A 21,005-nucleotide genomic window follows, 5' to 3' on the forward strand; every position below is an offset into this window, starting at 1 on the left:
GCTATTTAGTACATAATTTCGGGGAATCAAAAAAATGTGATTCCCCAATTTTCTATTTTATAACTCTATATGTTGTTAAGTCCAACCATATTTTCGGGTTTTACCCATTGATCATATTCGTCAGCGGAGAGATATCCCGATTCAATTGCAGCTTGCCTTAATGTCTTATTCTCGTTATAAGCTTTTTTTGCTATTGAGGCAGCGTTGTTATAGCCAATTCTAGGATTCAGAGCAGTTACAAGCATTAGCGAGTTGTTTAAATGTTCTTCAATCTTTTCATATACAGGCTCAATGCCAACGACACAGTTTTCATTGAAGCTGGCACAACCTTCTCCGATCAATCGTGCACTATGAAGAAAATTATATATAATCATAGGTTTAAATGCATTTAATTCAAATTGCCCTGACAATCCTCCTATCGAAATTGCGACATCGTTACCTAACACTTGCGCTGCAATCATAGTTAAGGCTTCGCACTGAGTAGGATTTACCTTTCCTGGCATAATAGATGATCCCGGTTCATTAGCGGGGAGTCGTATTTCCCCGATTCCGCAACGAGGTCCTGAGCTAAGCATTCGTATATCATTTGCGATTTTCATCAAGCTTACTGCTACTGTTTTCAGGGCACTATGCGATTCTACCATTGCGTCATGGGTAGCTAATGCTTCAAATTTATTAGAGGCTGATATAAATGGCAAACCGGTCAAACTACTTATCTTATCAGAAACCTTATCCGCAAAGTGGGGAGGTGTGTTTAATCCTGTACCTACGGCCGTTCCTCCGAGTGCTAGTTCGCTCAAATGAGGCAATGTATTTTTTATTGCTTTTAAACCATGATCAAGTTGCGACACATATCCGCTAAATTCTTGGCCTAACGTAAGTGGAGTTGCATCCATAAAATGTGTCCTTCCGGTCTTTATAATACGTTGATACTGTTTCGATTTATCGAGTAGGGTATTCCTTAATTTTTCTATACCCGGAATAGTCTTTTCTATCAGTATTTTATATGCAGATATATGCATTGCCGTAGGGAATGTATCATTAGACGATTGTGATTTATTTACATCATCATTAGGTGATAAGAACTTTTGGATATCAGTAAGACTCCCTCCCAATAGAACTTGTGCTCTATTACTGATTACTTCATTTACATTCATATTTGTTTGCGTTCCACTACCAGTTTGCCAGACTACTAACGGAAAAGAGTCATCTAATTCTCCGGTTAGTATTTCATCGCAGACACGACATATAATGGAGCATTTATCTTCAGCTAATATTCCTGCTTCAAAATTTGTCATTGCTGCGGCTTTTTTTAGGTAAGCAAACGCATGTATAACTTCAATGGGCATTCTATTGATGTCTCGTGCTATATCGAAATTGCTGATACTTCTTTGTGTCTGCGCTCCATAGTAGGAGTCGATAGGTACTTTTACTTCCCCCATCGTATCTTTTTCTATTCTATATTTCATCTTTATAATAATTTAATTGAAGAGTGTTGTTAATCTGTTACTTGGACAAGAACAGTTCTATAATATTGCCTATCTAAGGTAGGTAAACTTTTATTATAATATGCTGTGTAATCTAATTAATTATTTAAGTATAAGTGACTTTAACATATTAGTTCTTTTCTCAATACTCCATTTATTATGTTCGGGAAGAGCCGAAGATCTTTAATTATCCGGATAATATGATTACAACTTTGTGTTAGGCTATATTTAAATTACCAGATGTTACTCGTCGTGTACAACATTGCATGATGTTTGATTAGGTTGTATCTTTGTACACTATGGATGTACCTATACTGTGATAAATTTGTATTAGGTTGCATTGAAGGAGATATCAGCTTATGAAAAAATAAATATTCTTTAAATAAATGTTATAATGAAAAGATATATCGCTTTGTTTATTACTATTTTCACAATTACGGGCTTGTTGTATTCTCAAAATAAACGACCTGTAGATTGGGTAAATTCTTTTATAGGCACGACGAACTTCGGGACGACTAACCCGGGGGCAGTGGTTCCTAATGGTATGATGTCTGTAGTGCCGTTTAATGTGATGGGAAGTAAAGATAACGCCTTCGATAAGGACGCTCGTTGGTGGTCGACACCTTATGAATATACAAATGTCTATTTTACAGGATACTCACATGTGAATTTAAGTGGAGTAGGATGTCCCGACCTTGGTTCACTATTGATAATGCCTACAACCGGAGAGTTAAATGTAGATTATAAAAATTATGGTAGCCGTTATAGTCAGGAAAAAGCTTCTCCCGGATATTATTCTAATCGACTTACAAAATATGATATTCTTACAGAAGTAACTTCTACAATACGAACAGGTGTTCATCGCTATACATATCCTAAAGGACAGGCTAATGTATTGCTTAATTTGGGGCAGGGGCTAACGAACGAATCGGGTGCTTTTGTCCGTTTCAATGGAGCAAATGAAGTAGAGGGTATGAAAATGCTTGGGACATTTTGCTACAATTCGCAAGCGATATTTCCTATATACTTTGTTACGCGTATTGTAGGAAAAGAACCGTCAAATAGTGGGTTCTGGAAAAAGCAACGTCCTGTGGAAGGAGTTAAGGCTGCATGGGATCCTGATCAGGGACGCTATAAAATATACGATAAGTATCGCAAGGACATAGCCGGAGACGATATAGGAGCATGGTTTAGTTTCGACATGCAATCTGAAGGTCAAATTGAAGTACAGATAGGTGTTTCATTTGTCAGTATAGAAAACGCACGTCTTAATCTTGATACCGAAATCAAAAATAAATCGTTCGACACAATATGCTCCGAAGCTCGTGAAACATGGAACAATGATTTGTCGCGTATAATAGTTGAAGGTGGAACAGACGATCAAAAGACAGTATTTTATACAGCACTCTATCATTCATTGATACATCCCAATGTACTGAATGACGTTAATGGTGAGTATCCGGCTATGGAGAGTGACAAAATCCTTAAAACAGATAATACTCGTTACACTGTTTTTTCATTATGGGATACTTACCGTAATCTTCATCAACTGATGACCCTTGTTTGGCCCGATCGTCAAACAGATATGGTACGTTCGATGATAGATATGTACAGAGAATGGGGATGGATGCCTAAATGGGAGCTATATGGGCGAGAAACCTGGACTATGGAAGGAGACCCTTCTATTCCGGTTATAACAGATACCTGGTTAAAAGGATTACGCGATTTTGATATTGAAACGGCTTACGAAGCTTTTCACAAATCGGCGACTATGCAGGGTATAAACTATCCAACCGATACAGTCAGAAAAGGAGGAGCACTTCCCGATTCATACTATGCTTCTTTAGGAGGCGAATTTAATCGTATGCGCCCCGATAATAACGACTATATGCGTCTAGGTTATGTGCCGTTACGTAGTGAGTTTGATAATTCGGTCTCACATGCGCTCGAATACTATATAGCAGATCATTCATTGTCGCAATTGGCCCAAGCACTCGGAAAGAAAGACGATGCTGCTTATTTTAAGAAACGCTCTTTAGGATATAAAAGTTACTATTCACCTGAGTATGGCACATTTCGTCCAATACTACCTAACGGCCAGTTCTTGTCTCCATTCAATCCGCAACAGGGTATGAATTTTGAAGAAAATCCCGGTTTCCATGAGGGTAGTGCTTGGAATTATACCTTTTATGTACCTCATGATGTAACAGGGCTTGCCAAATTAATGGGAGGAAAGAAGAAGTTTGTTGATAAATTGGAGATGGTATTCGAAAAGGGTTATTACGATCCTGCCAACGAACCTGATATAGCGTATCCGCACCTCTTTAGTTACTTCAAAGGAGAAGAATGGCGTACACAATATCATGTGCGTCGTTTATTAGACAAGTATTATACAACTAAGCCTGATGGTATACCGGGCAATGATGATACCGGAACGATGTCGGCTTGGGCGGTATTTAATATGATGGGATTCTATCCTGATTGTCCGGGAAGCCCTTATTATACCTTGACCAGCCCTGTTTTTGATCGTATTGTTATAAAACTTGATAATCGCTACTACTCGCAAGACGTATTAGTGATAGAAAGTAAGCGGAATAAAGCAGAAGATATATACATAAAAAGCATGACATTAGGAGGAAAACCTCTTAAAGATTTTCGGGTGTCGCATCAAGATCTTATTGATGGAAGAAAATTAATTATAGATGTGACATCTAAGAAATAAAAAAAGAAACTTTTTTCAAGGTTGTCGTGGCTAGATTCTAGTTTTACGACAACCTTCTGATTTATCAGAAAGATAAACTTTGAGAGTTAAAATTCTTTTCCTTATCTTTAACACTCTTAAAAAATGCCTGAATAAATACTCAAATTTTTCTTTATAAACGGAAAATGATAAGTGGTTATCCGGCATTGTGTTAACATCTAATATAACCGCATAGTAAAAAATCATGCAAAAATTAAAATTCTGCCTTTTATTCTTTTTAGGTCTATTTTTTATGAGCCTAAATATCTTATCTCAGGAAATAAAGCCTGATGTTCTATATAAATTAGTGAGTCCATCCGGCTTAGCTATCGATAATCTTGATGCTTCTGATAATTCGGCACAACTGTATTTAGCTAAAAGTGTAAAAAACAGTCGGGGACAAGTATGGAAAATAGTAAAGTTGGCAAATGGCTATTATACGATAACCAATCCTTTCATAGAAAAGAGTATTGATAATGATAATATTGCTTCTGGTAATGGAAATCCTATTATCCAATGGGATGCCAGTGCTGCGAATAAGAATCAGCAATGGAAATTTACTATGACGGGAACAGGTGCTTATACTATTATGCATCGGAGTAGTGGTATGATTATAGCTTATGCTGGTGATGATGCTGTTGGAACACGTCTCTCTCAGTTACCAACCTCTTCTCTAGCGTGGAAATTGGTTCCGACTAATATAAAAGCTCCAAAAGAAATAAAGCAAAGAACAAGTAAATACGATTGGGAAAATGAAACGATCTTCGCAATCAATAAAGAACCCGGACATGTGACTTATTACCCTTTTCCATCGTTAGAAAGTCTTAAATCAGATAAGACATTCGATAAACCGTGGGAAGAACCCGCTTCGTCTTTATATAAGTCATTGAATGGAAATTGGAAGTTTAATTGGGTGAAGAAACCTTCGGAACGTCCTGCTGACTTTTACAAAATGAACTATGATGTTTCTTCATGGAAAGAGATTCCTGTTCCTTCCAACTGGGAAATGCACGGATACGGAACCCCAATCTATACTAATATTACTTATCCACATCGTAATAATCCTCCTTTTATACAACCACAAAGGGGATATACAAATGAAATAGAAGTAAATCCTGTAGGTTCTTATCGTCGGAATTTTACAATTCCTTCCGATTGGGATGGAAAAGAGATATTACTTCATTTCGATGGTGTTTATAGTGGAATGTATGTTTGGATAAACGGAAAGAAAGTAGGTTATAGCCAGGGTGCAAATAATGTAGCTGAATTTGATATAACCAATTATGTGAAGATAGGAGATAATACAATAGCAGTAGAGGTCTATCGCTGGACCGATGGGAGTTATATCGAGGATCAGGATATGTTCCGCCTGAGTGGCATTCATCGTAGTGTATTTCTATTTGCTACGCCTAAAGTGCATGTGCGTGATTATTTCCTTCAATCTGAATTTAAAGGAGATAATTACAACTCTGCTTTGTTTAAGGTCAAAGCTTCGGTGAAGAATTATGATAAAAAAATGTCTCAACCTACAACCGTAGATATAACTCTGCTTGATGCAACAGGGAAAGAGGTCGCAACCTTATCACAAAAAGTAAATGTATTAAAGAGTGGTGAGGAGCAAGTATATGATCTGCAAGTAGGAGTCGATAAACCTGCGCTATGGTCGGCTGAAAAACCCAATTTATATACGGCCATTGTTACCTTGAAAGATCATAATGGAAAGGTGATGGAAGCCATGTCGTCTAAATTTGGTTTTAGAAAGATAGAGATAAAGAATAAACGTGTATACATCAATAATGAGCAGGTCTTCTTTAAGGGTGTTAACAGGCATGATATTCATCCTCAATTTGGAAAAGCTGTTCCGGTTGAGTCTATGATACAGGATATTCTTCTGATGAAACAACATAATCTGAATACTATTCGCACAAGCCATTATCCGAATGATCCCCGTATGTATGCTTTACATGATTACTATGGCCTTTATGTAATGGATGAGGCTGATTGTGAAAACCACGGAAATCAGGGTATTAGTGATCTGCCTAGTTGGATACCTGCATATAAAGACAGAATAGACAGAGTTGTGAAACGGGATAGGAATCATCCATCTATTATTTTCTGGTCGTTAGGAAATGAAGGAGGAAATGGTAATAACTTTGATGAAATGGCTAAAGTAGCAAAAGCATTAGATCCGTCTCGCCCGGTTCATTATGAAGGGAAAAATGAGATTGCCGATATAGATTCTCATATGTATCCTGATATGACTCGTATGGCAGCCTTTGACCAGAAAGATAGCGATAAGCCTTATTTCTTGTGTGAATATGCTCATTCTATGGGAAATGCACCGGGTAATCTTGCTGAATATTGGGATTATATTGAAAATAAGTCTCAACGTATGATCGGGGCTTGTGTGTGGGATTGGGTAGACCAAGGTATTAATATGTATGGAAAACCTACCAATCAATATTATCTGGGAGGAGATTTCGGTGATAAGCCAAACGATTTTGATTTCGTTTGTAATGGACTGACTACTCCTGATCGTAGGGTTACTGCAAAGTTGCTGGAAGTGAAAAAGGTATATCAGTATATTAAATTAAAAGGTTTGTCGTTGAGTACAGGGAAGATTGAAATTGAGAATAAATATGATTTTTATAATCTGAATGAGTTTAATATTACATGGGAAGTATTGAAAGATGGAATAAAAGCTGAATCCGGCGCTATAAATCCAATTGATTTGGAGCCAAATCAAAAAACAGTCATAACTATACCATATAATAAGAATTTGGATGCAGGCAGCGAATATTATCTCAATATTTACTTCTCATTGAAAAATGATACTAGTTGGGCTAAATCGGGACATATGGTTGCTGCAGAGCAATTTGCACTGAATAAAAGATCGCCGTTGGCAGCTATAGATACATTTGAAATGCAGGATGTCGTTGTAAATACAGATGGGGATAACCTTGTGATTAATGGGGATGGTTTTAAAACAGTATTCAATACTCAAACAGGAATAATGACCTCTTTGCAATATAACGGTAAGGAAATGATCTTCGATAACAATGGTTTCAACCTTAATTGGTATCGTAGTGTAAATAATGATAAGTATACCGATCAGAAATACTATCCGACATCAAATGATAAACCGATGTTTACTCATCAAACGTCTTCTGATGGTAAATCAATTACTATAATATCGAATACAACAGCAACTATCGCCAGTGAAAAACCTGTAAGAATACCATATCTTGTAAAATATGTAATCTTTGCAAATGGAACTATAGATATAGATGCCAGCTTCACTGCTCCTCAGAATGGTCGGATTATTCATCGTTTAGGTTTGCAAGTGGTACTGCCCGAAGGTACGGATAATGTGCGTTATTATGGACGTGGCCCTCACGAAAACTATTGGGATAGAAAACACTCTGCATTTATTGGGCAATATGTTACTACAGCAAAAGATATGGAAGCAGAGCACTATGTACGTAGCCAAAGTATGGGTAATCGTGATGACGTAAGATGGGTGAGTATAACCGATGGAAATAACCAAGGTTTGAAAATATCATCGAAAGATAGATTAGGTTTCAGCGCTTTACATTTCACTGATCAGGCTTTGTGGGAAGCAATACATGATTTTAAGCTGGATGAGATACGTAAGCCGGAAGTATACCTGAGTTTGGATTGTATTCAACAAGGGCTCGGTAATGCCAGTTGCGGCCCTCTTCCATTACCTGAATATATGATTCCTGTAAATGAGAATTTGAGCTATTCTTTCAGGATCGAACCTATAAAATAAAAGAAAGGGTAAAGATATAATAGTTTTAAAGCCTAGAGTTGGAGAAAGCCTAGGCTTTATCTTTTATAATAAAATATATCGCTTTATTACTCTATTTCTTCCATTTCAGCATTAAGCTATTTGTAACTACGCTAACACTACTCAAAGCCATTGCTGCTCCTGCTATCATCGGGTTCAATAAGAATCCATTGATAGGATAAAGCAAGCCTGCTGCAATAGGAATACCTATAAGGTTGTATATAAAAGCCCAGAAAAGATTTTGGCGTATGGTGGTAACTGTCTGTTTCGATAGCTTAATTGCTTCCGGTATCTTGGTTAGATCAGACGAAATAATAGTCATTTTTGCCACATCAATGGCTATATCGCTTCCTTTTCCCATTGCGATACTTAGATCAGCCTGGGCTAGAGCAGCACTATCATTGATGCCATCTCCTACCATCGCAACAACCTTTCCTTCTGTTTGAAGTTGCTTTACAAAAGCAGCTTTTTCCTGTGGCAATACTTCAGCTTTATAATGATTAACTCCAGTACTTGATGCTATTTCTTTTGCTGTAGTATCAATATCACCCGTAAGCATGTAAACTTCGATACCTGAAGATTGGAGTTGCTGTATAGCCTTCTTCGATGTTTCTTTTATCTTATCGGTAATGGCAATTATAGCCAGAGCATTTTTTGTATTAGCAAACCAAATTATAGTTTTAGAGTCTTTGCTCAGCAGATCAGCTCTTTGTCGCAATGTTTCGTCAATCGCTATGCTGTTTTCCGAAAGTAATCTCTCATTACCGGCATAGTATATATGCTCATTTATAATCCCTTTCACACCTTTTCCGGTCATACTCTCAAAATTGATAATCGGTGCAGAGTTAATATCTGATTTTTCAAAGTGTTTTACAACCGCTTCTCCTAAAGGATGTTCCGATTGTTTTTCCAGACTGAGGAGAATAAAGCTTTTACTTTCATCGTTATCCAGCCAAAAGGTATCTGTAACTTCGGGTTTACCTTCGGTTATAGTTCCGGTTTTGTCTAATATGACAGCATTGACTCTTTTTGCCGATTCAAGGGCTTCCGCATCTTTTATCAGTATTCCCTTTTCTGCACCTTTACCTATGCCTACCATTATAGCTGTTGGGGTTGCCAGTCCTAGAGCACAGGGGCAAGCAATGATGAGAACGGTTACCAGTGCCAGTAACCCATGTGTAAATCCATTGGTTGGGTCGAGTATCAGCCATAGTATAAATGAAAGTATTGCAATACTTATTACTACAGGAACGAAAATTCCAGCAATCTTATCTACCAGCTTTTGCACAGGTGCTTTACTACCCTGTGCTTCTTGTACCATCTTTATTATTTGAGAAAGGACAGTTTCTGCTCCTATCTTTTCTGCTTTGAACCGAAAGCTCCCTTTCTGATTTATTGTTCCTGCAAATACTTTATTACCTGTTTCCTTTAGTACAGGTATTGGCTCTCCACTAAGCATACTTTCGTCCACATACGACGAGCCTTCTGTTATAGAACCATCAACAGCTATCTTCTCACCGGGTTTTACCAATATAATATCATTGATCTCAACTTTGCTGATGGGAGTTTCTATGTGTAATCCGTTTCCGGCAATTATTGTTACGGTTTTCGGCTGTAAACCTATCAGTTTTTTTATTGCAGATGATGTATTCCCTTTAGCCTTCTCTTCCAGCAGACGTCCTAATAAAATGAATGCTATAATTACACTGGCAGCTTCAAAATATACATGTGGTTCAACTCCTCTATCGATCCAGAATGATGGATATACTGTATTGAAAACACTGAAAATATAGGCTATACTGGTACTCAGAGATACTAGGGTATCCATTGTTGCCGAACGATGCTTTGCCTGTATCCATGCATTTTTGAAGAAGTCTCTGCCCAACCAGAAAACAACAGGAGTAGATAGTATCCACATTATTTCGTTAGCGAAAGGTATATTCATAAAGAACATACCGATAATGACCACAGGTATGGATAATACAATTGCCCAAAACGTACGCTTTTTCAGTGAAGTTTCTTTCTCGGCGTGGATTTCTTCAAGTATTTCGGACGTATTTTCGGCTTCTTCTATAAGCATATCATATCCGCCGTTTTGTACTGCACTTTGTAGTTTATTGGGCGATGTGACAGTCGGGTCGTATTCGATTGTGGCGTTTAATGTTGCAAAATTAACTGCCGCTTTTAAAACTCCTTCCTGTTTGCTGAGTATATTCTCTGTTCTGGCCGCACACGATGCACAGCTTAATTTCAGCACAGGGAATGTCTTTGTTATTGTGCTGCTTTTCATTTTTGTTATTAATTAAATATACATATCATATCCTCCGTCTTGAACAGCTACACGCATTTCTTCTGGAGATATTATGTCGGGATTATATTCTATAACGACCGAAGATGTTTCAAAATCAGCTGATGCTTTTACAACTCCTTGCTTTTCTTTCAATATATTTTCAACACTCTTTGCGCATCCGCCACAACCAAGTTTACCTAATGTAAATGTCTTATTAACTGTATTTTTATTATTCATTACTTCCATATTTGTTCTAGATTATTAATAATACAAAAATAGAGGACGAGAAGAGGTAAATTGTTATATTTTTTATTGGAAAGTTTATATCATTTACACCTCGTCTAACGGTTTACGTTTGTTTTCTTTTATTTTTTTGAAATGACTGGGGGTGAAACCTGTGATTTTCTTAAATTGAGCACTAAGATGCGCAGTGCTGGAATAATTTAATTGGCATGCAATCTCATTTAAGGTAAGTTCATCATACACCAGTAGTTCCTTTACACGTTCTATTTTCAGCGTGATGAAATATTTCTCGATTGTTGTACCTTCAACCTCAGAAAAAAGGTTGCTTATATAATTATAATCGTGATGTAGTTTCTCGCTAATGTATTCAGATAGATTTACCTTCAGATCATTATCGTTATAGTGTACCAACTTTATAAGCAGTGTTTTTATTTGTTCTATCAACCGGCTTTTTTTATCATCGATAAGGTAAAAACCGACAGCTTCAAGATCTCTGCTTAGCAGTTCTTTCTTCTTTTCATCAATTTCTTTTTCGAGAGTAACCTCTCCCAGTTTTATGGATTGCGGTACAATCTCTAGTTTATCGAGTAAATCTTTCACAACCATTATGCAACGATTACAGACCATATTCTTTATATATAGTTTTTTATTATCCATAATTTCTAGAGTTTTTAAACTTTATAATACTAATAACAAAGATACGTTTTCTATTTGTTTAGCGTTTTATAAATTAATTGGAAATGAATAAATTAAAATGGCTATTTTGGCCAATTTACTTTTCATCTATTTGGATATTTTGTATTAGCATGAATAACAAAAAGAAGAATAAAGTGTTAAAAAATAAAAAAGATGTAACCTTTTTTATTTTTTTACGACATATAAATATAAAGATGAGTTTTCAAAAGTATTATATACAATAATACTTATCTTTACACGAAAAGGGATTTTAGGCTTAAATATAAATTGGAATTGATTCATCTTTAGAATTATCCATATTTGTGGTTCATTACATATTTAATAGTAAACGAGCGTGATAAGAATTAATAATTTGAACAAGACCTATTATAATGGTGCTCCTTTGCACGTTTTGAAAGGCATTAATCTGGAAGTCGAAAGAGGTGAGTTGGTTTCAATAATGGGAGCTTCCGGTTCAGGTAAGTCTACTTTATTGAATATTCTCGGTATACTCGATACATACGATACTGGCGAATATTATCTTGACAATGTTTTGATAAACAGGCCGAGTGAAACCTCCGCGGCAGAGTTACGAAACAAGAAAATCGGTTTTATCTTCCAGTCATTTAACCTTATTTCATTTAAAAATGCGCTCGAAAATGTAGCCTTACCACTATATTATCAGGGAATCAGCCGAAAAAAGCGGAATGCAATGGCTATGGAATATCTCGACAAAATGGGATTGGCTAGTCATGCAGCGCATATGCCCAACGAATTATCGGGAGGTCAAAAACAGCGTGTGGCTATCGCTCGTGCCCTTATAGCACAACCTCAGATTATATTGGCTGACGAACCTACAGGAGCTTTGGATAGTAAGACCTCTCGTGAAGTAATGCAATTGCTTCGCCAAATAAACGAGAATGACGGTATCACAATGCTTATTGTAACACACGAACAATCTGTGGCTAATGCTACAGATCGGGTTATACATATCAAGGATGGTATAATTGGTTCGATAGAAATAAATGACAATCCTGTAATAGAAATGTAAAGCCCTTTCCTTATGTTTGACTTTGACTCATTGCGTGAAATACTTTCCACTATAAGCAAAAATAAATTGCGGACTTTCCTTACCGGATTGGCTGTGTCGTGGGGGATATTTATGCTTATCATTCTTTTAGGAGCTGGCAATGGCTTGAGAAATGGAGTTACTTCTAATTTCTCTCAGCGTGCAAAGAACTCGGTAACTCTTTGGCCGGGGTGGACTTCCATGCCATATAACGGTTTACCTTCTAACAGGAATATCAAATTTGATTATAAAGATTACGATCTTATCCGAAATAAGATACCTGAAGTTGAATATGTCTCAGTTCGTGTGGACCAATCAGCTACGCTTACTTACGAAAAAGAGTATGGAGCATGGTCTTTAGTAGGTGTGACAGATGAAGCCGCTTATATAAACAATATTGAAGTAAAAAGCGGAGATGGCCGTTTCCTGAATAAGATAGATGTTAAAAATAAACGTAAAGTTATAGTAATAAGTTCCGATATAAAGAAGGTCTTATTTAAAGACGAGGATCCAATAGGCAAATATATTACAGCAAATAATACTACTGCTTATCAGGTGATTGGCGTCTATGACGACTCCAACAGCTTTGGCAATAGCCCTCCTGCATATATCCCCTTTACAACAGCACAAATGTTGTACAATAAAGGTTGGGGCTTTCGTAGAATCGACTTTACTGTGTTAGGATTAGATACGAAAGAGAAAAACGAAAAGTTTATAGAGCGTTTGCGTAATCAAATGGGTAAACTCCATAACTTCGATCCTTCAGACCGATCGGCACTGTATGTGAGAAATACAGCCGAAGATATGTTGGAGGCCGAAAGTATATTTGCCATTATTACGATGTTTATTATTGTAATTGGAGTATCGTCTCTATTGGCGGGGATAGTAGGTGTAGGAAATATTATGTTGATTACGGTGAAAGAGCGTACACGCGAAATTGGTATACGGAAAGCTATTGGAGCAACACCTTTTTCTGTACTAAAACTTATTATTTTCGAGTCTATACTTATAACTTCTGTGGCAGGTTATTTAGGTATGGTACTTGGTATAGCTATAACGGAAGGAATTAGTAAAGCAATGGAAGGTGCAGCTTCCGATGGCCCTACGGTATTTAAAGATCCTACGGTAGATCTTGGTACAGTTGTAATCGCAACCATAGCATTGGTAATAGCCGGTACCATAGCGGGCTTGATTCCGGCCTTAAAGGCAACGAGAGTGAGTCCTATAGAAGCAATGAGAGCTGAATAATATAAAGATAAAGATGTTTGATTTAGACAATTGGCAAGAAATATGGGCAACCATAACCCGAAATAAGTTTCGTAGTATTCTTACGGGATTAGGTGTTTCATGGGGGCTTTTTATGTTGATTCTGCTCATTGGAGTAGGAAATTCCTTTGAAGGAGGTATAATGAAGAATGTGAACGGGTTTGCAGCTAACTCATGTTTCTTTTTTACAGACCGTACCAGTGAGGCATATAAAGGATTTCGCAAAGGACGTTTGTGGAATATGAATAATCGGGATCTGACGTTGATTAGACAAAAAGCGCAATCGGTAGAGTTGATCTCACCTGTTCTTTTCGGTAATAGTGGAGATAAGAATGTTGTTAATGGCTCTAAGTCTGGTTCGTATGGTACTCGTGGGGTTTATCCTGCGCATTTTCAGATAGAACAGCAACATGTACTTGCAGGGCGGCTATTCAATCAGATAGATATAGAAGGATATAGAAAAGTTTGTGTTATAGGAAAAGAAGTTTACGAAACACTTTTTAAATCAGGAGAGAATCCGGAAGGTCAATTTATTCGTGTAAATGGGATCTATTTTCAGGTTATCGGAGTTATTCGCCCTATGTCGAGAGCCTCTATCGGAGGGGATGTAGAATCTACTGTATTCATCCCATTTACGACTATGCAGAGGGCATTTAATCAAGGAGATATAATTCACTTTTTGGCGTGTACAACAAAATCTGGATATACGGGATCTATGGTAGAAGAAGAAGTGAAGAACATTCTTAAATCGGCTCATGATATAGCTCCTTCCGACGAGAAGGCTGTACGAAGCTTTAATATCGAAAAGGAATTCCAGATGTTTAATAATTTGTTTACGGGTATCAATTTTCTTATCTGGTTTGTCGGAGGTGGAGCTTTGCTCTCGGGTATAATAGGTATTAGTAATATCATGCTTGTGACCGTAAGGGAGCGTACACGGGAAATTGGAGTACGAAGGGCGTTAGGGGCTAAGCCGATGACAATTGTAAAACAAATCCTAAGCGAAAGTTTTGTATTGACTCTTATTGCCGGATTTTTAGGATTCTTCGTAGGGATTGCCTTAGTGGAAATTGTAAATGTTGCGATGACTAACAATTTGAGCGATGATGTCTTCCTCATTCCGCCATATGTATCATTCTGGACAGCGATAAAAGCAATGATTGTACTTGTATTTGCTGGTGTTTTGTCCGGTCTCATGCCAGCGATGAGAGCATTGAGTGTAAAAGCAATTGATGCAATCAGGGATGAATAATTATTATTGAGTAATAAGATGATTAACAAATATAATAGAGGAAATAATAAACCATATATAATATGAAAAAGGTTCTTAAAATAGTTTTACTTGTGCTCTTGGGTATTTTGGTGGTTGGCACATTTGTATTCCTTGCGATAAAGTCGCAGCCTAAAGAAAAAGTATATGAAATTGCAACAGTGGAAGAAGGATCGGTAGAAAATACGTCTGTTGCTACCGGAAAGGTTTCACCTCGTGACGAAATTTTGATCAAACCTCAGATATCGGGAATTGTATCGGAGGTACTCAAAGAGGCGGGAGACTTTGTGAAGCAAGGCGATATAATAGCAACAGTAAAGGTTATACCTGAGGTCGCTCAACTAAATTCGGCAGAGTCCCGCGTGAATGTAGCTCAGATTAATCTTACTCAGGTGAAGGCAGAATACGAACGTCAAAAAGATTTATTTGCTAAAAAAGTAATAGCCAAGGAAGAAATGGATAAATCTGAGGCTGATTATAAAAAAGCAATCGAAGAATTAGAAAATTCAAAAGATAATCTGGACATTGTAAAAACAGGTATATCAAAGAAAACAGCACAATATAGTAATACGCAGATTCGTTCTACTATTACAGGAATGATACTTGATATTCCGATAAAGGCAGGTAACTCTGTTATTCAGGCGAATACTTTTAATGATGGTACTACGATTGCAACTGTAGCCAATATGAATGATATGATATTTATCGGGAAAATTGACGAAACAGAGGTTGGTCGTGTACATACGGGGATGCCGATAAAATTGTCGGTAGGAGCTATTGACGGAAAGAAATTCGATGCTACGTTAGAATATATTGCACCTAAGGGTGTAGAAGAAAACGGGGCTATTTTGTTCGAGATAAAAGCTGCTGCACGTATTCCCGATACTGTAGTTGTAAGAGCAGGGTATAGTGCAAATGCTGAAATTGTATTAGCCAAGGTTGAGAAAGTATTAACTATTCCGGAAAGTACAATTACATTTAGCAATGATTCATCTTATGTATATTTACTGAAAGATTCTGCCGATCACAAACAAATCTTTGATAAGAAATATGTGAAAATAGGATTATCGGACGGAATAAAAGTGGAAGTAAAAGATGGCCTGAAAAAGGGAGATAAAATCAGAGGTAATGAAGTAACTGATAAACCGAAAGAAGCACCTAAGAAATAAATAGAATTTATGAAAAAATATATAATATCGTGTGGGCTTCTCCTAATGTCTTTCTATATACAGGCACAAGGAAAATGGACATTGAGGCAATGTGTCGACCATGCTGTACAAAACAATATCGAGCTGAAACAGCAATCACTTAATGTGAAAAACTCCGAAATTAATCTGAGTACGAGTAAGAATAGCCGTCTACCTGATTTGAATGCTAATCTTGGGCAAAGTTTTAACTTTGGTCGTTCAACACTTGGATCTAATATATCTGAGTCGGTAAATTCGGCTCGTTCTTCATTTGGAATATCTACATCTGTACCTATATTCACAGGTTTTAGGATTCCTAACCAAATTAAAGCTAATGAATTGGCTCTGCAAGCTGCGATGGAAGGTTTGAAAAAGGCAAAAGAAAATCTTGAGCTTCAGGTTGTATCCTTATATCTGGATGTTTTATTTAAGAAAGAAATATTGAAAGTTTATAAGGAACAAGCCGCTTTGAGTAACCTTCAAGTAGAGCGAACGGCTACTTTAGTCGAAGCAGGGAAAGTGCCGGCTTCTCAACTGTATGATATGAAAGCTCAGTTAGCTAAAGATGAATTGAATGTAACAATGTCTGAGAATGATTTGTCTCTGTCATTATTAAATTTATCGCAGTCACTAAATCTTCCTAATACAGAACATTTCGATGTCGAGGAACCTGTATTGGATGGTGTAATAGATAGTAATATAGAAAGTATTTTGCCTCCTAGTCAGGTTTATCAAATGGCTCTGGGTATAAAACCACATATCAAAGAAGCAGAATACAAGCTGGAAAGTAGTAGAAAAAATCTTAAAGTAGCACAATCTGGTTATTGGCCAACCCTTAGCCTTGGAGCAGGATATAATACATCATATCAGAATGTATCGGGGCAAAGTAGTCCTTCGTTTAGAAACCAGATTCGTGATTTTGGTTCGGAATATATAAGTTTGAGTTTAAATATTCCTATCTTTAATCGATTCGAAACCCGAAATAGGGTGAGAAGTGCAAACCTTGAGATCGAAAATCAAAGCTTGGCTCTTGACAACGTGCGTTTGGCTTTATATAAAGAAATACAACAAGCCTTTCAAAGTGCGGTCTCTGCTGAGGCTAAATATACATCTACTGGTAAAGCTTTGGATGCTGCAATGGAATCATTTAAATATGCACGCGAGCGTTATGATGTAGGTAAATCAACGGTTTTTGAATATAACGAGGCTCAGACAAAATTGTTGACGAGTAAATCGGAGCGTATACAATCAAAATATGATTTCATATTCAGATCAAAAATCTTAGACTTTTATCAAGGAAAAGAAATAAATATAAAATAGTAGTTTAGTGAGGCGCCTTCCATAATGATTAAAGCCCTACGATTTTTTATATCGTAGGGCTTTTTTATATCGATTTTATAAATAGCTCAATCGGACCGTTATTTTTCTTCTCCAAAGATGCTGCCATATCGGTGATACTCATGTGCAATACTTTGTTCTTTCAGATAATGAAGTAATTCTAAACGACCTTCAGCCAAAGGCTTGTTTGTTGCGATGTGCTTACCAAGTTTAGCAGCCTTCTGATAGATTGCATCGGATATATCGGCAGAGCAGGTACGTATACGCTCATACTCATCGATTTCTTCAATAAATCTGTCTTCATCCTGTACCCTGATCTGTATCCCCAATAAGGTCATAACAGCTTTCTCTATCACTTTTAGGGATTCATTGTCGCTTGATATACTAACGGTTATAGGCACTTTTGATATATGAGCCGCTTGTAAGATAAGCAATATGTCCGAGATAGAATCACTTTGCTGCACCCTCAATCCCATGCTTTTGAGTGGCAGATAACGGAAGAAGTTTGTTTCTCCATACAGATTATTTATATCCTTTTCCTGCGAGAATTCGCTTTGCCATGCTTTTTGATAGCTATCATATGCAAAGTTTAAACGAGTTTTTCCCTTTTCATCTTCGATCAAAGCACTTAAGGGTGAAGCCGGACAAACTTCAGCAATTTCTTTTTCGGTAAATTCTACAAAGCACGATACATAATTAGGACCTCCGGCTTTAATACCACCGCCGAATGCTGAGCGCTTCATACCTCCAAATGGTTGACGATTTACTATGGCGCCTGTTATTCCTCTATTAATATATAAGTTTCCGGCTTCAATACTATTTTTCCATAATTCCTGTTCGTCTTCATCCAAGCTTTGAAGTCCGGCTGTAAGTCCATATTCCGACGAATTAGCATATGCTATTCCCTGCTCCAGATCGTTGATACAAACGACAGATAAAAGAGGAGCAAAGAGTTCGTTCTTGAACGTGAAGCTGCCCGGTTTGACGCCCCATTTTACAGTCGGTTTGAGTATATATTTCTTTTCATCCAGGTATTCGGGCGCTACAAGCCACGATTCACCATCTTCAAGATGTTCGATAGCGTATTGCAACTTTTCATTATCATTGGTAATCATTGGCCCTACCATATTCATTGTATCCCATACACTGCCTGTACGCATGCTTATAACAGCATCTTTAAGTTTGGACTTAAAGTTCTCGTCATTAAATGTTTTTTTATCGACAAGCAGTAGTGAACAAGCAGAGCACTTTTGTCCTGCATTACCAAAAGCTGAGGTTACTGCATTTTGGATAGCATGATCTTGATCTCCGTGTCCGGTTAAGATAATTGTATTCTTACCTCCGGTCTCAGCCGAAAGGGGAGTCTTAGGATTCTTCTCCAAGAGCCTGAATGCAGTATCTGTACCTCCGGTTAAGATAATATGCTTAACCGATGGGTGAGCTGTCAGATAGTCTAACGAAGATCTATCAGCACTGCAAACTACCTGTAGAGAGTCTTTTGGTATTCCAGCTTCCCAGAAGCATTTAGCAAATTCCCAAGCTATAGGCAATGCTACGGTTGCAGGTTTTAATATTACTGTATTTCCTCCCGATAATGCCGCAGCTACACCGCCTATAGGAATAGCCAAAGGGAAATTCCATGGCGGGATAACTAATATAGTGCCTTTAGGGTTGTATGAAATTGTTTTCAATTCTTCGAAATGCTTCAGAGTAATAGGGTAGAAGCGGCAAAAGTCTATCGCTTCCGATACTTCAACATCTCCTTCTAAAAAAGTTTTACCTGTAATAGCAGCCATGCAACCTATCAGGTCACCGCGTTTTGCACTTAAATTATCGGCTACTTTATGGAGTATTTCATTGCGTTTGTCAATCGGGGTTTTTCTCCATTCCGATTTATCTTCTTCGGCAACTGTTATTATTTCTTTAATTTGATCGAGAGAGGATAGGTTTGCTTCACAAAAACATACTTCATCATTTCTACTACGGTCGTAATATTTCTTTTTATGGTCGCTTAGAATTTCTTTATCTCCTATCTGTACGGGAACAATAAAGTTTTTATCATTTACTAATGTACCCCATTTACGAAGCGATTCTAGTGCCCACTCACGATTTTCATGAAGATCGAGATCGGTGTCGGGTTCATTTTTAAAAATATTTATGTCTTTAACCGGAATAGGTTTTTCTTTTCTGTTTTGTGTGCGGAAGCTAATTGGCTTAACGCTGTCTTTCTTTTTGTATGCTTCGATAAACTGATCGGTAAGGAATTTCCATTGGGGACTATCCAGTTTGAGATCGAATGAATAGCTTAAGAAGTTATCTTTGCCTGTATTTTCATCTAGACGACGAACCAAGTAAGATACAGCATTGAGGAAATGTTCTTTCTTTACTACAGGTGTATAGAGTATTATTTGCTTGTCGAAACTTCTTATTACACGTGGTAAATTATTTGCCATGCCTTCAAGCATTTCAAATGTAACGTACTCCGAAACACCATTTCTTTGGCTTAATAAGTAAGCATAACCGATACTGAAAAAATTGTGAGAGGCTACTCCTACATGCAGTGCTTCTGCATTCTCGGGTTTAAGAGCAATATCAAGTATATGTAAATAGTTGGCATCAACATCTACTTTCGTTGGTAGTACCGGATTTTCCCATCCTTTGAGAGATGAGATAATACTTTCCATTTGTAGATTTGCTCCTTTCACTAGACGCATTTTTAACGGGGCACCACCAGCTTCGAAGCGTTTCTTTGCAAAATTCAATAAGCGTTCTTGGAATAGTCCGGCATCGGGTAGATATGCTTGTATAACTATTCCTGCGGTGTAATTTTTGAACTGTGGCATACTCAATACTTCTTCGAATACATCGAGTGTTAATTCGGTATCTTTGTATTCCTCCATATCAAGATTTACAAATTTAGGTTTTGTAATCCCGTTATGGTCGGTATATGGATAATCGATTGCCTGTTGGTATACCGCTGCAACCAACTTGCATAATTCCTTTTTGTTTTGTTCGTAGCTCAAAGAGTGTATTTGCGCATATATACCGGACAATTTTATCGATATATAGTTGATATCAGGCTCTTTCAGCGCTTCTAGATAATGTTTGTAACGATGTTCGGCTTCAGCATCACCTAGTACTACTTCGCCTAGAAGATTTACATTTTGACCAATCTGAGCTTTCCATCTTGAGGATAAATGGTTAGTCAGCGCCGGACGTTCTTCGGATATAATTATTTTATTAGTCTCTTTTCTCAACCTGTCTTTGAACAGCGGAATGGAAATATCATCAAACAGATAACCGATGCTGGTAAAAAGTTTTAATTGAAATTGGTCGAAAGAATTAAAGAAATCAGGGACTCCATATTCCTTAATTAGGAGTTTCATTCGCCGTGCCAATTTTTTATTATCTCTTATTTGCGACGATTCGTCCAGCATTTTGGATAATAATGTTTTATTCGCCGGGTTTTGAATGAGTGAAGCAAACTTTTTTTGTTCTTTAACTTCCTCTGGGGTTAATTCTTTTTCGGCCTTCAGGAGAAATTGTTTGGCCCATTCGAGGACTTCGGTAGAGGTGATGTTTTCCATATGTTTACTAGGTATTTAAGGTCAAGAACCTATTTATTATTG

At 37.3% G+C, this 21,005-nt stretch carries 12 protein-coding genes; 7 read left to right on the forward strand and 5 right to left on the reverse strand.

Annotation, left to right across the window (positions count from 1 at the left end; genetic code table 11):
- Nucleotides 1–65 precede the first annotated feature (65 nt).
- Nucleotides 66–1,469 (reverse strand): class II fumarate hydratase, encoded by a 1,404-nt coding sequence (gene fumC, locus JGH11_RS08835; RefSeq protein ID WP_201111219.1) that lies wholly within the window; start codon nt 1,467–1,469, stop codon nt 66–68.
- Between the two features lie 412 nt (nt 1,470–1,881).
- Between fumC and JGH11_RS08840 the strand changes: the two genes are divergently transcribed.
- A complete protein-coding gene (locus tag JGH11_RS08840; protein WP_201111220.1) occupies nt 1,882–4,209 on the forward strand; it encodes a GH92 family glycosyl hydrolase in 2,328 nt (775 codons plus the stop codon).
- A 271-nt stretch (nt 4,210–4,480) separates the two neighbouring features.
- Nucleotides 4,481–8,020, forward strand: coding sequence for a glycoside hydrolase family 2 TIM barrel-domain containing protein (locus tag JGH11_RS08845; RefSeq protein ID WP_236263930.1), 3,540 nt, complete (start codon nt 4,481–4,483; stop codon nt 8,018–8,020).
- 91 nt (nt 8,021–8,111) lie between these two features.
- Here the strand turns inward: JGH11_RS08845 and JGH11_RS08850 are convergent, their stop codons facing one another.
- The 3 genes from JGH11_RS08850 to JGH11_RS08855 all read right to left on the reverse strand — a co-directional run bounded on the left by JGH11_RS08850 (nt 8,112) and on the right by JGH11_RS08855 (nt 11,228).
- Nucleotides 8,112–10,328, reverse strand: a complete 2,217-nt coding sequence (locus tag JGH11_RS08850; protein WP_236263931.1) for a cation-translocating P-type ATPase — start codon at nt 10,326–10,328, stop codon at nt 8,112–8,114.
- A gap of 12 nt (nt 10,329–10,340) precedes the next feature.
- Nucleotides 10,341–10,565, reverse strand: coding sequence for a heavy-metal-associated domain-containing protein (locus JGH11_RS20195; protein WP_236263932.1), 225 nt, complete (start codon nt 10,563–10,565; stop codon nt 10,341–10,343).
- A 93-nt stretch (nt 10,566–10,658) separates the two neighbouring features.
- The gene (locus JGH11_RS08855) at nt 10,659–11,228 is read right to left on the reverse strand and encodes an AraC family transcriptional regulator (RefSeq protein ID WP_201111222.1); all 570 of its coding nucleotides are present in this window, start codon (nt 11,226–11,228) and stop codon (nt 10,659–10,661) included.
- A 373-nt stretch (nt 11,229–11,601) separates the two neighbouring features.
- Here JGH11_RS08855 and JGH11_RS08860 point away from each other — a divergent pair, with 373 nt between their 5' ends.
- The 5 genes from JGH11_RS08860 (at nt 11,602) to JGH11_RS08880 (ending at nt 17,358) form a co-directional block, all read left to right on the forward strand.
- Entirely contained in the window at nt 11,602–12,297 is a 696-nt protein-coding gene (locus JGH11_RS08860; RefSeq protein WP_201111223.1) for an ABC transporter ATP-binding protein, read from the forward strand.
- Nucleotides 12,298–12,309: 12 nt separating this feature from the next.
- Nucleotides 12,310–13,563: an ABC transporter permease gene (locus JGH11_RS08865; protein WP_201111224.1), complete on the forward strand. Its 1,254-nt coding sequence runs from the start codon at nt 12,310–12,312 to the stop codon at nt 13,561–13,563.
- A 13-nt stretch (nt 13,564–13,576) separates the two neighbouring features.
- On the forward strand, nt 13,577–14,833 hold the full coding sequence (locus tag JGH11_RS08870; RefSeq protein WP_201111225.1) for an ABC transporter permease: 1,257 nt from the start codon (nt 13,577–13,579) through the stop codon (nt 14,831–14,833).
- Nucleotides 14,834–14,895: 62 nt separating this feature from the next.
- Nucleotides 14,896–16,020, forward strand: coding sequence for an efflux RND transporter periplasmic adaptor subunit (locus JGH11_RS08875; protein ID WP_201111226.1), 1,125 nt, complete (start codon nt 14,896–14,898; stop codon nt 16,018–16,020).
- Nucleotides 16,021–16,029: 9 nt separating this feature from the next.
- Nucleotides 16,030–17,358, forward strand: coding sequence for a TolC family protein (locus JGH11_RS08880; protein ID WP_201111227.1), 1,329 nt, complete (start codon nt 16,030–16,032; stop codon nt 17,356–17,358).
- Between the two features lie 98 nt (nt 17,359–17,456).
- Here the strand turns inward: JGH11_RS08880 and JGH11_RS08885 are convergent, their stop codons facing one another.
- Complete coding sequence (locus JGH11_RS08885; protein WP_201111228.1) at nt 17,457–20,963, reverse strand: bifunctional proline dehydrogenase/L-glutamate gamma-semialdehyde dehydrogenase; 3,507 nt, start codon at nt 20,961–20,963, stop codon at nt 17,457–17,459.
- Nucleotides 20,964–21,005: the final 42 nt, after the last annotated feature.

The organism is Dysgonomonas sp. Marseille-P4677 (genome assembly GCF_016652235.1).
Taxonomy (GTDB): Bacteria; Bacteroidota; Bacteroidia; order Bacteroidales; family Dysgonomonadaceae; genus Dysgonomonas.